Below are 12646 nucleotides of genomic sequence, written 5' to 3'. Positions count from 1 at the left end.
GTGCTGACCGGATGCGAAAGATAGCCCTCGCCACGATCGCTCTGTGCGCGCCCCGCGCAGCCTGCGCGCATGGGTCGGCGGCTGATACGGCGGTGCCGAACTGGACGTTCGATCCGTGGATCGTGCTACCGCTCGCGGTCTTTGGCCTCATGTACGGCATCGGCATTCTGGTGCTGGCCCGGAAAGGCCGCAGATACATGTGGCGAGATGTCGTCTGCGGTGCGGGCTGGCTGGCGCTGGCCGCCGCGCTGGTGTCGCCACTGCACTGGCTTGGAGAACGTCTCCTCTCGTTCCACATGATCGAGCACGAGATCCTGATGGCCGTCGCCGCACCGCTGCTTACAATCGCACCGCCGGTCGGACCATTGCTATGGGCCTTGCCGCGACGCATGCGCCTGGCGATTGGCCAAGCGATGCGGCATCCGCTCACCACGCGGCTCTGGACCTCGCTGAGCGCGGGCCGCAACGCGACGCTCCTGCACGGGGTCGCGATCTGGGCCTGGCACGCCCCGGCCCTGTTCGATGCTGCCGTCGAGAATGCCTTCCTGCACCGGGCGCAGCATCTGAGCTTTTTCCTCACCGCGATCCTGTTCTGGTGGTCGGTATTCCGACGCAGCGAGACCGGCGCCGCCGCTTGGCACGTGTTCGTGACGATGCTACACACCAGCATCCTCGGCGCGCTGATGGCACTGGCGCCGCACCTGCTCTACCGGCAGCAATCGGACGCCGTGGCGGCGTGGGGCCTGACGCCGCTCGAGGACCAGCAACTGGCCGGAATCATCATGTGGGTACCGGCGGGAACGATCTATGCCGGCGCCGCGCTCGCGCTGATCGCGCTCTGGATCCGGCGAGCCGGTCAACGCAGGGAGCAGCCCGATGCCCTTCACATGCTCTAGACGGACAGCTGTCGCGATTGGAGCGGCGGGTCTCCTCGTCGTCGCGGCGGGTGCGGCAGGCTTCGCCCGGAGTGAGCGTCAGCAAAATGAAGCGGTCGCCCGCGCCATGACCGGGGGCGATCCGACCCGTGCGCCGGCGTTGGTCCGCCGCTACGGTTGCGCCGGGTGCCACGCGATCCCCGGCATTCCCGGCGGCGACGGTCAGGTCGGCGCTTCGCTCGCCGATCTCAGGTCGCGCGTATACATCGCCGGCGTTGCGACCAATGCGCCCGACAATCTGGTCCAGTGGATCGTTGCGCCGCAAACCTTTTCGCCCCGCACCGCGATGCCCGCCACCGGCATCACCGAATCCGAGGCGCGGGACATCGCGGCCTATCTCTATGCGCAATGAGCATATTTCAGGGGTTCGGCGTCGGCCGGGATGGCAACGATTTCACGAAGGCCGCAATGGCCTCGCGATCGCTCTCGGGCAGCATGGCCGTGTTCGTGACCACGTCGGCCATCGACGAGCCGACCCTGGCGTGCTTTGGCGTAGTCCCTGTCTTCAGCATCTCCGCCAACTGCGGCTCCGACCAGTCGCCAAGGCGCGCTGCCGTGATGTTGGGATAGAAGCCGGCACCGACAGGATCCTGTCCGCCGGCATAGCGCGTACTCGCCTTGATGCCGCCGAACATGTCACGGGACGAATGGCACTCCGCGCAATGAGCGAGCGCCTCGCTCAGATAACGACCGCGATTCCATCTTTCATCATGCGCCGGATCGGCCGCAATCGGACCCGGCTTGAAATAGAGAATCTTCCAGAACCCGACGAAGCGGCGAATCCCGAAGACCAGGTTGAGCTCGTGTTCCGGCGGACGCCCCTTCACGGCGGGCAGCGTTCGCAAATAGGCCATCAGATCCTGCACATCCTCATGACGCATATGCGCGAAGCTGCCGTAGGGAAAAGCCGGGTAATAGTGACGCCCGTCCGGGGATACGCCACGCAGGAGCGCATTGGCGAGATCCTTCGCTGTCCAATTCCCGATACCGTCGGCCAGATCCGGCGAAATATTCGGCGCCCGAAACGTTCCGTAAGGCGACGCAAGAGCGAGCCCGCCACCAAGATGCAAGCGATCGGACTGGCCCGGCGAGGCATGGCAGGAGGCACAATCACCCGCCGCAAACACTAGCTTGCCCCGCACCGCATCGCCGCTGTCGGACACGGCCTGCGCTTCCGCCGAGGCAAATCGCGCCGGCGCAGTAATGAACCACACGCCGGCAACGGCCACGCATAAACCGATAATTCCCGACACTAACCAAAGACGCCCGCGCATCCGCTTTTCGTATCCCGTTCGCCCCCTACTCCCGCCAGAACTCCGTCAGCTCTTCCGCGGTCATCAGGTCGACCTGGCCGTGAAAGCGAGTGCGGTACATCGTCATGAGCGCATCGTGGCCGACGTCGGACGAGCTGCATAGCGCATCCTCGACGATCACGACCCGAAAGCCGAGGTCGACGGCGCTCAGGACCGTCGAGAGCACGCAGACGTCCGTCTCCGCGCCCGTGATCACGACCGTGCCGACGTTCTTCTCGATCAGCAGGCCGGCGAGCCCGGGATTGCTGAATGCGGAATAGGCCGGCTTGTTGATGACGGCGGCGGGCGGAACGAACCGGCTCAAGGCGGGTACGAGCTCGAGAGCGGATGGCGAAAGATGCTTTCGGGTCGCCTGCCGCCAGCGACGAAAATAGCTCTGCCAATGTCCCGGGCGATCTTCCGGGGCCTGCGGCGTGATGAATCGCGTGAAGATCGTTCTGGCCTGATGGCGCGAAACTATCGAGGCGATGGTCGGCAGGACGCGTTCCATCCAGGGCGTCGCCCACAAGCCGCCGGGAGCGAAAATGTTCTGCATGTCGACGCACAAGTGAACGGCCTCGTTGATGTCGACAGTTTCCGACGCGCTGTCTCTCATCGTCCTGCACCCCGGGCCAAGTGGGTATCCACCACGGCGTTCACGATGCCGTAATCGGAGCCTCTCCGCCCTCGAGGATCTCAGGCGGGATGTCCTTGAACAGGCGAACCGAAACGGATTTTGCCGCAGGGACCTTGCTGCCCTCCGCGTGATGCCAAAGCGGAATGAGCACATTGCACTCGGGATAGTAGGCCGCGATGCTTCTGCGGGGGATGCCGTAGGGGACAACCTGGAGCTCGCTCAAGCTGCGCTCGACGCCATCGCCCGCCTCCGTCACCAGCGTGACGGTGTCTCCCGATTTCAGTCCGTCTACCTCCATGTCCGCGGGGTTCATGAAGACGACATAACGGCTGCCCTCAATGCCGCGAAAGCGATCGTCTTCGGTGTAGATCGTCGTATTGAACTGCCCGTCGGCGCGCAGTGTCATCAACTCGTAGACGCCGTCCGTTTCGCGGGGCGGCGCGAAAGCCGATTTTGGAACGGTGAAGTTCGCCTTGCCGTTCGGCGTCTTCCACTTCCGCTCGCGCGCCCCGAGCGGCCGTGGAAAACCGCCGGGTTGGAACATGCGCGTGTTGAAGTCCTTGAACTGGTCGGGATAGGTGCGCTCGATGGCATCGCGAATCCGCGAATAGTCGGCGATCCAGGCGTCCCAGTCGATCCTGGGATTGGGCTTCAACGTCGCCTTTGCCAGAGCGGCAACGATTGCCGGCTCGGACAGCAGATGTTCGGCCACAGGCTTGCGCTGGCCGCGCGAGCCGTGAATGCAGGCAGTGGAATCCTCCATCGACACCGCCTGCTCGCCGCTGGCCTGCCGGTCGATCTCGATCCGGCCCAGGCACGGCAGCAGATAGGTAACCTCACCCGGCACGAGGTGGCTGCGATTGAGCTTGGTCGCGATTTGCACTGACAGGCGCAGGCCGGACCACGCGGGCTCCATCAAGGACCGCTCGGGAACTGCCCGCAGGAAATTGCCACCCAGGCTGACGAAGCCGCGAACGTCGCCCTTCAGGATGCCCTCGCAGGCATCAACCGTGGACAGTCCCTCCCATCGCGGCGGCTCGAAGCCGTAGAGCTCGGCAAGCTTGTCGAGCGGCACGAGCTTGGTTTTCTCGGAGATGCCGACCGTGCGCTGGCCCTGGACGTTGGAGTGGCCCCGGATCGGCGAGATACCGGCCCCGGGTTTGCCGATGTTGCCGCGGAGCAGCAGCAAATTGACGATCATCTTGTTGGTCTCGACGCCGTGCTTGTGCTGGGTGATGCCCATGCCATAATTCGCGATCACAGCCTTCGCGGCCATGTAGGTGTTCGCGGCTTCGCGCATCGCGCCCCGTGAAAGTCCTGACGCCCGCTCGACCTCGTTCCAATCCTGCGCGCGGCAGAAGGCGGCAAATTCCTCGAAGCCTGCCGTATGCTGCCGAATGAACTCGACGTCGATGACCCGCGGATTGCCATCCGCCCGCGCGAGATCGTCCGCCTCGATCACCCATTTGCAAATCCCAGTGATCGCCGCCGCGTCGCCGCCCACCCGCACCTGATAGTATTGCGAGCTGATGCGCGTGCCGCCAGCGATCATCTGAACCGGATTTTGTGGATTGACGAACCGCTCCAGCCCGCGCTCGCGCAGCGGATTGAAGGTCACGATCGGCACGCCGCGCTGCGCCGCCTCCTGGAGCGGATGCAGCATGCGCGGTGCGTTGGTGGTGGTGTTGTGGCCGAAGAAGAGGATGCAGTCCGTGGTCTCGAAATCTTCCAGCAACACGGTGCCGACCGGGACCCCGATCACTTCCGGGAGCGCCACCGAGGTCGTTTCGTGGCACATGTTCGAGCTATCGGGGAAATTGTTGGTGCCGTACATGCGGCCGAATAATTGATACATGTAGCTCGTTTCGAGCGAGGCACGGCCGGACGTGTACATCACGACCGAACGGGGATCGAGCCGGTTCAGCTCCGCGCCGATGTCCCGGAAGGCCTCGTCCCAGCCGACCGGCCGATATTTGTCGCTTGCCCGGTCGTAACGCATCGGCGTCGTCAGGCGCCCCTGCTCTTCCAGTCGATGATCGGACCAGTCTCGCAATTCCGCCAGAGTATGTTGCACGAAAAATTCCGGCGTCACGGTCTTGCTCGTGATTTCCCAGGCGGTCGCCTTGGCGCCGTTCTCGCAGAATTCAAACGGACGCGGCTTGGCCGGCTTAGCCCAGGAGCAGCTCACGCACATGTATCCATTGGGCTTGTTCTGCTTGAGCAGAATCTCGCTGCCGAGGATCGCGATCTCTTCCTGCGTAAGAATGCTGGTGACTGCCTTCAGCGAACCCCAGCCCCCGGCTGGACCATCATAGTTTTCAACTTTTGCCTTTTGCCTCATGGCGGGCCTCATCTCCGCAAGCTCGCCTTGAGAACCGGGGAGGTGATTGCAAGTTCCTGCACGTTCGGAACCTTGCCGCGACTCGCGCGTCGATAGATCGTCGTAGGACAAACATCATGCACGGCTCTCACTTCCCTAGCCGCGATTGCTCACCTGGACCGACGGCCTCGGTCAGGATGCCGAAGCTCACGTCGAGCTGTATGCGGGGCGAGCGCGTGGTGGCCGAGGAATGTCCCGTCGCCCTCGTCTACGACGGAACGACCGTCGCGGTTCTGATGGCCACGCCTGCCGATCTGACCGACCTCGCCCTCGGTTTCAGCCTGACCGAAGGAATCATCCAGGACATCGGCGAGATAGAGGAGCTTACGGTCGTTCCGGGCCCCCACGGCATCGAACTGCGCATATGGCTGCGGCCGAAAGCCGGACGCCGGCTGAAGGAACGGCAGCGGCAATTGGTCGGGCCGACCGGATGCGGCCTGTGCGGGATCGAGAGCCTTCGCGAAGCCCGCCGCATCGTTCGTCCTGTCGTGCGGCAGATCCGCCTCAGGCCCGGAGAGATCGGCGCCGCCGTTGACACCATGGCCGCGTCACAAGCCCTCAACCAGCAGACGCGCGCCACCCACGCGGCGGGTTTCTTCGTACCAGGCGGCAGCAACATGACCGTGCGTGAGGATGTCGGCCGACACAATGCGCTCGACAAGCTTGCTGGTGCCCTCGCAATGGAGGGGACGCCGGGACGCACGGGCGCCATCATCCTCACCAGCCGGGTCTCGGTCGAGTTGGCGCAGAAGACCGCGGCGATCGGCGCCGGCTTCATCGTCGCGATCTCGGCTCCGACCGCGCTGGCAATACGCACAGCCGACGCCAGCGGAATCACGCTCATCGGCATAGCGCGGGGCGGCGAATTCGAGGTCTTCAGCCATCCGATCGGACTCGTCTTCGACGACGAACCTAACCCGATGCCGCCATAGCAGCGGCAGTCCGCGTTTGACAATTGCGGCGAGGCACAGCCCACTGTTGAACGGCCTCAGCATTGTGCGCCGGCAGGAAAATTCGCTCCAACTCGGTGAGCGTGCGGTCAGGACGATGACGGGATGTAGAGTGATTCTGCTTCAAAACGTGCCAAGCCGGCGAACCCACCATCGAGCGTTCTTTTATAGCAGGGCGGACGTCGCCGGCGCTCTGCAGCGCCGGCTTGTGGCATCGGTCCGCTTCCAGGCCGGTTTGAAGCGGCAGTTGCTCTCGTCGGCGGAAACGGGCACGGCCGGGATTTCCTTGCGGAGCTTCTCCAAGCTGGGATGGATTCCGGTGCGGTGGAGCTTGGTGATGATGTCCGCGATCGCCTCGCCCATGCCGGGATCTCGCTGAGACGGCCTTCTTCGATCAGCCGGTCCAAGGGGACAGCAAGCGCAGCCAGGCTGTCGGCCGCACGCGAGTAGGCCTTCGCCCGGTAAGGATTGCCGCCGCGCAGCGGTGCACTTATTCGCGAAGCAGCTGGCGACTTCGGGTGTATCGGCCTTGGCCATGGCTCGCTACCTCACGGAGAGCCGCTTGATCGTCTTGATCGCTTGGCCGGGCCCACGCCAGCCCAGAAAGTCGATCTGCTTGTCTTCAAGCGCGTTGGTGGCCCGGAAGAACTGCTCCAGTTCCTCACGCGCTCGTCCTGGAAGATTGCGGACATCCTCCAAATCGGTTTCCAAGGGGGAACGCTCGGGGACTGCGAACACGCGATCGTTACGTTCCTTCTTGCCCTTGCTTTTCTGTTCGACCTCGAGAATGCCGACGGGCCTGCAGCGCAGGACGACGCCGGGAAAGGTCTGGGCATCATGGATGATCAGAACGTCGAGCGGATCGCCGTCCTCGGCTTTGGTCGAGGGAATGAAGCCCCAGTCGTAGGGATAGGCGAGACCGGTCATCAACGGCTTCGCCAGCGCGAACACTTTCAGGTCCGGATCGAATTCCAGCTTGCAGGTGCTTCCGCGCGATGTTTCGACGACGGCATGAATGTGTTCATCGTCGGCCCAGGTGGGAAGCTTGAGCAAGTTCGTCATGGTCATACGCCCTTGGTCGCTGCGACCGTATCTGCCATTCGGGCGCCCCGGGCACCAAGTGGCTCCGGCGCGCCGGTCGTCGTGTCGCGCGCCGTTTGGTGCTCCATCTCGGCGTTCAGCTCCGCTCCCAGCAGGATCACGATGGCCGAGATCCAAAGCCATGTCATGAAGCCTATCGCCGCACCAAGCGACCCGTAGGTTTGGTTGAAAGTGCCGAAGTTGGCCGCATAGAAGGAGAAAAGCGCGGAGGCAACTAGCCAAAGCAGCGTGGCCACGATGCTGCCCCATGTGAGCCATCTCCAACGCGGGGCCTCGCGACTGGGCCCGAAGCGGTAGACTGATGCCAAGGCGAGCGCAACTGCAACGAATAGAACTGGCCATCTCGCCCAGCGAACGACGAGCTCGGCGATGTTGGACAACCACATGTAGTTGAGGATGACGGGTACGGCCACGACCGCACCGAGGGCGATCAGGACGAACGCGATGGCGGCGAGCGTGAACGACAGCGAAATCGCGTTGAGCTTCACGAAGCCTCGCGTTTCCTGCTCGCCATAGACAATGTTTAGGGTGTCAAACAACGCCTTCATCGCGGCATTCGCGCTCCACAGCGAAATCAGAAGCCCCACCAGGAAGGTCAATCCAAGCGTTCGGTCGCCCTTCGTGGCTACCCGCGTGAGCTGCTCGCGCGCGATTTCGATGGCGCCACCTGGGACGAAGCCGGAGATATCGTCGAGATGCTTGGCTATGCTGCCCGGGTCAGAAAAGAAGCCGTAAATCGCGACGAGAGCGGCAAGCGCGGGAAAGATCGCGAGAATGCTGTAGTAGGTCATGCCGGCGGCCAGAGCCAAAATCCGGTGCCTGCCGATGTTGCTGTAGACGCGCAGCAGGATGTCCTTCCAGCCTTTCGCCGGAATCTCGCTGGGCGATGTGGCGTGTCGGCCGTGGTCTCCGCTTTCCATGGCCAAGCCGGCCGCCGAGGCGTCGCCCTTTTCTTGGGGCGGCATCGGCGACGCGTCGTCACTCGGGGGCGCACCACGGTCGATCACGAACGCCACTGCCAGCAGGCCGAAGGCCGCGGCGATACTCCAAGCGCTCAAATTCGATTCTTCCCGGCGCACGTTCTCGACCCTGGCCATGAACTCCTCCAGGAAATCCAACGGTGGTTATCAAGGAGGAGTTCCAATGGAGCTGAGAACCTTGGTCGGCTCCGCAGCACGGCTCAGCGGGAGCAACATCCGGACGCGAATCCCAGCGGCCCGCACGCTGGAGGAGGTTAGCTCCTGATGATCAAGCGGTAGTTTTACGATAAATCAGATCATTGCTGTTCACCCAACGCCGAACCCGTTCCAGCAGTCGGTTTTTCTGAGTCCTTCGACGCTAAAATTGACGGTGGCGATAACGAAGATCCAAACACGCGCCGTTTGATTCTCCGACCTGAGAAGGCGAAGCCAAGACGTTCCACGAGGCAGTCCTGCGGGGGCGCCTACCGGCGAGAGGCAAGGATTGGACCCGGAGATTTTGCTTGATCGGCGGGGCCGCTCTGCAGCGCCGCTCGCCGTTCGGCGACGGCATGATCGAACAGTTCAAGGACCAGTCCGAATGCGGCCAGGTCATCTTGTTCGATCGCTCCATCATCGTAGCACTTCAGGGTTTCGCCGATGATCGCGTCGACTTCCTGTTGCGATGTCAGAAGGTCCTGTTCGGACCCGGCATCGCGAAGCTCCGAGACCACGGCGAGAATCCGGTTGCGATGGCTGGTGGTGTCGGCCCGCTCGTCCCGGTTCAGATAGCGACGCAGCCAGGCGGCGGCCGAACCGATCCCGGAAAGAAGAAGCAAGGCGAACCAGAAGTAGTCGCCGTACTTGTCCAGAAAGGTCCGCTCGGTCCCGTTGATGACCGCTGCGGCGCCCCGGTGCACGGAGGGCTCGGCCTCCTTCTCCGTCTCGGGCTTCGTGATGTGCGCGGCGCCGGCGACACGTTGCGTGATCGTGTCGCGGACAGCGAAAAGCTGCCGGTAGAAGGCCGCCGCCTTGGCTTCTGAAAGTTTTTTTCTGGCCAGGATGAGATGGTTGACGCTGATGGTGTCGACCTTGTCCTCCGGCCAGGCCGGTTTCGCGTTGAAGACACTGCCCGGAATTTCCTCGGCTTCGTAGCGGGCGTTCTTCAGAGCGATCGCCTCGGATGCTTCGAGCGGAAGAAACTTCGGAGCTCCGCGCGATCGCGAAGTCGCGGCGATCGCGGCGGCAGTGATCTTGCTGTCGAGCGGACCGACGGCGAGATAGGCATCGAGGGTGGCGTCTTGCGCAAGTTTTTCGATTTCTTCGGTCCCGAATTGGACCGTCGCTACCTTGTCCGGCTCCACTCCGGAGCCCACCAGAATGGTCCGTAGCAGTGCGAGGTTGGCTCCGGTCCGTCCTATGATGCCAACCTTGCGACCCGCCAGATCGGCGATCTCTCCGATCCTGCCGGTGGCCTTCTTCTTGGAGTCTTTGCCCGGTCGCCCGGAGGGCGACCACAGGACGACGTAGTTCTTGCGCAGGACGGCCAGTGTCTGCGCGTCGGCAGGCATGCCAAGGTCGCCGCGACCGATTGCCAGGTCGGCTTTGCCAGCGCCCAGCAGAGCCATGGATTCGGCCGCTCCTTCCGTCGTGATCGGGGAGAGCCTGACCATCCTGCTTTCTTCTCCGAAAGCCTCGGCCATCGCTTGGACCACCTGATGATCGTCGCTGCCTGCGGGTCCGACGGCGATCCGGAGGGTCTCGGGCTGCAAGACGTAGAAGAGCGCGGCCGCAGCGGCGCCGAAAACAACAAATCCCAAAGCCAGCACGATCAATAGCCGTCGTTGGCGTCGATCGTGAGCACTCCTGACTGGATCCGAAGATGACATCAGCAGACCCTACATGAACGAACGCCTGCTTGGGAGCTACAACTGCGCCGCCGATAACTTGGGCGAACCAGTGTCTGGCCGGAATGTTCCGTCGCGCGAGAACGAGTTCGCGAAGGGCCCGGATTCGACTGCAAAAGAATACTTCTTCGGGCGCCCATGGGGGGACCTTGCCATCATTCGAAGGTTCTCGACGCTGCCGCATATGCCGGCGAGGAGAAAAACATGAACAAGCTTCTACTGACCGCGATGGCGGCGATGATCTCGACCGGCGCGATGGCGCAGTCCACGGTGGTCACCACCACAGGCACCGGCCATGCCGCTGCCGTTCAGATCGAGCCCGAATACCGCACCAAGATCCGTACCTACGTCACCGAACACAACATCCGTCCGATACAGAGCCGCGAGAAGATCGTCGTCGGTTCACCGGTGCCGCGCGATGTCGAGCTCGAGGCAGTGCCCGCGGAATGGGGCCCCTCGCTCACCAAGTACCGCTGCGTCTACTCGGGCGAACGCGTGATGCTGGTCGACCCGTCGACGCGCACCGTGGTCCAGGAAGTGGATTAAGCGAATCGGGGCGCGTCGCCTGAAAGCGGCCTGCCCCGCTCAACGTCCGGCACCAGCCGCAAACGCGATCCTTCATTCCGAGAACGGCGGTCCATGCCGATCATCCGATATTTCGTATTCGTAGGCGGGCTTCTGCTGACGCTGCTCTTTGCCGCGGACCGGTACCTGCCGGCCCCGACCGAGCGCGAAGGCGCGACCGATCCCGACAGGACGACCATCCGGATCAGCTCGGCGAGAAGTCTTCCGGAGAAGATCGTCTTCGACATGCGTCCGCGCGCCGACGCCCCGAAGGTCGTGCAGGCCGAGCAGATGCCCGACGAACCGCAGCAGCCGCTGCGGGAGGCGATGGCCGCCCTCCCTGCGGCGCCTCCTTCCGAGATCAAGAAGCAGACCCAGTCCCGGGCGGAGCCGCGCCCGCATGTCAAGCGACTGACGAGGATGTCGAGAAGAACTCCCGAACGTCGGCTGGCCTTCGAACGGCACGACCCGTTCTTCGGCGACTGGTGAGCGGATGGCCGGCCCCAATGAAAAGGCCGCGCCTTCGGGTGCGCGGCCTTGGTTGCGTTCGGATGGACTAGTTTCACCAGTGGTGGTGGCGATGCCAGCGGTGCCGCACGACCGGATAGGATCCGCGGTAAAAGGCGTAGGCGGGACGCACAGCGCGGCGATAACGGTGGCCGTAGGATACGGGCGCCGTGTAGTAGGTCGTGGTGTAGCCGCCGCCCCAGCGATAGGGTTCGTCGTAGCCATAGTCGTAGGCGGAAGGACCGCCATACGACCACCACTACCGTGGTAGGCGACGGCGTCTACAAGACCAAGACTGAAGCTGAGTCCGCCGTGAAGACCACCAAGGTCTGCACCGCCGAGGGCGAAAGCGGCGAGGGCGCCGCACACGATCAGCTAAGAAGTGCACGGGGCTTGTCACAGATGTTCCAGTTGGGGACGAGGAAGGCGGCCAGCTCCTCCGGCCGGCTATCACGTCAAACAGGTCGATGAAGGGGCGCATCCGCGCGGGGTGAAAGGACGCTCCTGACGGGGCGCGAGCGATCAGGAGTTCAGGAACCTGCAGGATGCCGCTCTATCCGACAGCGACGGACATTGCTATAAGGCTCGCGCTGACCATGCTGGCCGGTCGACGCGCGATTTCAGGAACAATCGCGGGCGCCCGACGACCACAAGACTGCGGAATTTGTGTTCAAGTGGGGTGGCGACGGCCAGAGCCCGCCAGTTGCCGCCTCTCAATATCCTGCAACTCGTCGAACGCAAGTTCGAGATCACATCCTTCGAGCTGACGACCGACAATGGACGTTGAGCACCGCGCTACGCAGTGCCACGGTCAGCGCCAGCAAGGGCAGCAGAGCGAGCCAGGCTCCGACGAGCGCAATCGGTGGGAGCGCGTTGCGCTCGTTCAGGCTGTTCATCCGAATCTGCAGCGGCCAACTGTGCACCCGGACGACGGGTGAGGGTAACCTGTTCGAGCTGCGAAGCGGTGAACGCTGCCTGTGCTGGTCAATGAGCGCGGCGGTCCGACCCATGGCTTTCGCGCGGGGTCGCTTTGTAGAGGGCACGTGCGAACACTGGATCGGCAAATTGCGCACTCTGGGTCTCCGAGGATGCCCGGAACGAACATGCGCGGCCGATGATGGTTCCAAGGGACAGCGGCCACCCGGAAAGGATTGTCAGCCCTCTGATCTTTACCAGCCGCAAGCGCTCGAGAGTATAGGACGATGCGAGGCAGCCAATCGGACCTCGCCGATATCCGGAACGCTGTTCACCTCTGCACGGAGATACAGAATCTTTGCGCCCGGCCGGCTCTGGGAAACCGCGCGCTGCAGCAGGATCATGTTGGGAATATCGTCCTCGCCGGGTGGCCGCCGCACTCAAAACCGTCGACGCTGACGGCGTCGCAACCGATGCGCTCGGCCCTCAGAGAATGGCG

Annotated in this window: 13 protein-coding genes and 2 pseudogenes; 6 read left to right on the top strand and 9 right to left on the bottom strand. The window is 63.4% G+C overall.

Features of this window, described 5'->3' with window-relative positions; genetic code table 11:
- Positions 1-11: 11 nt before the first annotated feature.
- A complete protein-coding gene (locus tag ACVJ5M_RS45475; protein WP_085399089.1) occupies positions 12-896 on the top strand; it encodes a cytochrome c oxidase assembly protein in 885 nt (294 codons plus the stop codon).
- The gene (locus tag ACVJ5M_RS45470) at positions 877-1287 is read left to right on the top strand and encodes a c-type cytochrome (protein WP_085399090.1); all 411 of its coding nucleotides are present in this window, start codon (positions 877-879) and stop codon (positions 1285-1287) included. The genes ACVJ5M_RS45475 and ACVJ5M_RS45470 overlap by 20 nt, the downstream gene beginning before the upstream one ends.
- Before the next feature lie 7 nt (positions 1288-1294).
- Here the strand turns inward: ACVJ5M_RS45470 and ACVJ5M_RS45465 are convergent, their stop codons facing one another.
- The 3 genes from ACVJ5M_RS45465 to ACVJ5M_RS45455 are packed head-to-tail and all read right to left on the bottom strand — an operon-like array spanning position 1295 to position 5205.
- Positions 1295-2209, bottom strand: a complete 915-nt coding sequence (locus tag ACVJ5M_RS45465) for a c-type cytochrome (protein ID WP_354098833.1) — start codon at positions 2207-2209, stop codon at positions 1295-1297.
- Positions 2210-2234: 25 nt separating this feature from the next.
- Positions 2235-2843 (bottom strand): cysteine hydrolase family protein, encoded by a 609-nt coding sequence (locus ACVJ5M_RS45460; protein WP_085399092.1) that lies wholly within the window; start codon positions 2841-2843, stop codon positions 2235-2237.
- 40 nt (positions 2844-2883) lie between these two features.
- A complete protein-coding gene (locus ACVJ5M_RS45455; protein ID WP_456679770.1) occupies positions 2884-5205 on the bottom strand; it encodes an FdhF/YdeP family oxidoreductase in 2322 nt (773 codons plus the stop codon).
- A 176-nt stretch (positions 5206-5381) separates the two neighbouring features.
- On the opposite strand from ACVJ5M_RS45455, the gene fdhD reads away from it, so the two are divergent.
- Positions 5382-6176, top strand: a complete 795-nt coding sequence (fdhD, locus tag ACVJ5M_RS45450) for a formate dehydrogenase accessory sulfurtransferase FdhD (protein WP_201266130.1) — start codon at positions 5382-5384, stop codon at positions 6174-6176.
- A gap of 294 nt (positions 6177-6470) precedes the next feature.
- Here the strand turns inward: fdhD and ACVJ5M_RS45445 are convergent.
- The 4 genes and pseudogenes from ACVJ5M_RS45445 to ACVJ5M_RS45430 all read right to left on the bottom strand — a co-directional run.
- A pseudogene (locus tag ACVJ5M_RS45445) lies at positions 6471-6676 on the bottom strand (DNA polymerase/3'-5' exonuclease PolX); the annotation flags it as partial.
- 61 nt (positions 6677-6737) lie between these two features.
- On the bottom strand, positions 6738-7256 hold the full coding sequence (locus ACVJ5M_RS45440; protein ID WP_354100516.1) for an inorganic diphosphatase: 519 nt from the start codon (positions 7254-7256) through the stop codon (positions 6738-6740).
- 2 nt (positions 7257-7258) lie between these two features.
- The gene (locus ACVJ5M_RS45435; RefSeq protein ID WP_354100515.1) at positions 7259-8392 is read right to left on the bottom strand and encodes a YihY/virulence factor BrkB family protein; all 1134 of its coding nucleotides are present in this window, start codon (positions 8390-8392) and stop codon (positions 7259-7261) included.
- A gap of 347 nt (positions 8393-8739) precedes the next feature.
- Entirely contained in the window at positions 8740-10143 is a 1404-nt protein-coding gene (locus ACVJ5M_RS45430) for a TAXI family TRAP transporter solute-binding subunit (RefSeq protein WP_354100514.1), read from the bottom strand.
- Between the two features lie 13 nt (positions 10144-10156).
- Here ACVJ5M_RS45430 and ACVJ5M_RS45425 point away from each other — a divergent pair, with 13 nt between their 5' ends.
- The 3 genes from ACVJ5M_RS45425 (at position 10157) to ACVJ5M_RS45415 (ending at position 11214) form a co-directional block, all read left to right on the top strand.
- A complete protein-coding gene (locus tag ACVJ5M_RS45425; protein WP_354100513.1) occupies positions 10157-10369 on the top strand; it encodes a hypothetical protein in 213 nt (70 codons plus the stop codon).
- The gene (locus tag ACVJ5M_RS45420; RefSeq protein ID WP_354098838.1) at positions 10366-10707 is read left to right on the top strand and encodes a DUF1236 domain-containing protein; all 342 of its coding nucleotides are present in this window, start codon (positions 10366-10368) and stop codon (positions 10705-10707) included. Before ACVJ5M_RS45425 ends, ACVJ5M_RS45420 begins: the two co-directional genes overlap by 4 nt.
- A gap of 93 nt (positions 10708-10800) precedes the next feature.
- The gene (locus tag ACVJ5M_RS45415; RefSeq protein WP_354100512.1) at positions 10801-11214 is read left to right on the top strand and encodes a hypothetical protein; all 414 of its coding nucleotides are present in this window, start codon (positions 10801-10803) and stop codon (positions 11212-11214) included.
- Positions 11215-11981: 767 nt separating this feature from the next.
- Here ACVJ5M_RS45415 and ACVJ5M_RS45410 read toward each other — a convergent pair.
- Positions 11982-12128 (bottom strand): hypothetical protein, encoded by a 147-nt coding sequence (locus tag ACVJ5M_RS45410; RefSeq protein ID WP_161495759.1) that lies wholly within the window; start codon positions 12126-12128, stop codon positions 11982-11984.
- Positions 12129-12530: 402 nt separating this feature from the next.
- Positions 12531-12646: pseudogene (locus tag ACVJ5M_RS45405) on the bottom strand (nitronate monooxygenase); the annotation flags it as partial.

It is taken from the genome of Bradyrhizobium sp. S3.7.6 (assembly GCF_054061875.1).
The sequence above is the reverse complement of the archived record's forward strand: the minus strand, read 5'-3'. Positions and strand labels throughout refer to the sequence as shown.

Excerpts from the sequence above, each read along its gene's own strand:
- ACVJ5M_RS45475 (WP_085399089.1), top strand. The coding sequence starts at position 12 with ATGCGAAAGATAGCCCTCGCCACGATCGCTCTGTGCGCGCCCCGCGCA.
- ACVJ5M_RS45470 (WP_085399090.1), top strand. The coding sequence starts at position 877 with ATGCCCTTCACATGCTCTAGACGGACAGCTGTCGCGATTGGAGCGGCG.
- ACVJ5M_RS45465 (WP_354098833.1), bottom strand. The coding sequence starts at position 2,209 with ATGCGCGGGCGTCTTTGGTTAGTGTCGGGAATTATCGGTTTATGCGTG.
- ACVJ5M_RS45460 (WP_085399092.1), bottom strand. The coding sequence starts at position 2,843 with ATGAGAGACAGCGCGTCGGAAACTGTCGACATCAACGAGGCCGTTCAC.
- ACVJ5M_RS45455 (WP_456679770.1), bottom strand. The coding sequence starts at position 5,205 with ATGAGGCAAAAGGCAAAAGTTGAAAACTATGATGGTCCAGCCGGGGGC.
- fdhD (WP_201266130.1), top strand. The coding sequence starts at position 5,382 with ATGCCGAAGCTCACGTCGAGCTGTATGCGGGGCGAGCGCGTGGTGGCC.
- ACVJ5M_RS45440 (WP_354100516.1), bottom strand. The coding sequence starts at position 7,256 with ATGACGAACTTGCTCAAGCTTCCCACCTGGGCCGACGATGAACACATT.
- ACVJ5M_RS45435 (WP_354100515.1), bottom strand. The coding sequence starts at position 8,392 with ATGGCCAGGGTCGAGAACGTGCGCCGGGAAGAATCGAATTTGAGCGCT.
- ACVJ5M_RS45430 (WP_354100514.1), bottom strand. The coding sequence starts at position 10,143 with ATGTCATCTTCGGATCCAGTCAGGAGTGCTCACGATCGACGCCAACGA.
- ACVJ5M_RS45425 (WP_354100513.1), top strand. The coding sequence starts at position 10,157 with ATGAACGAACGCCTGCTTGGGAGCTACAACTGCGCCGCCGATAACTTG.
- ACVJ5M_RS45420 (WP_354098838.1), top strand. The coding sequence starts at position 10,366 with ATGAACAAGCTTCTACTGACCGCGATGGCGGCGATGATCTCGACCGGC.
- ACVJ5M_RS45415 (WP_354100512.1), top strand. The coding sequence starts at position 10,801 with ATGCCGATCATCCGATATTTCGTATTCGTAGGCGGGCTTCTGCTGACG.
- ACVJ5M_RS45410 (WP_161495759.1), bottom strand. The coding sequence starts at position 12,128 with ATGAACAGCCTGAACGAGCGCAACGCGCTCCCACCGATTGCGCTCGTC.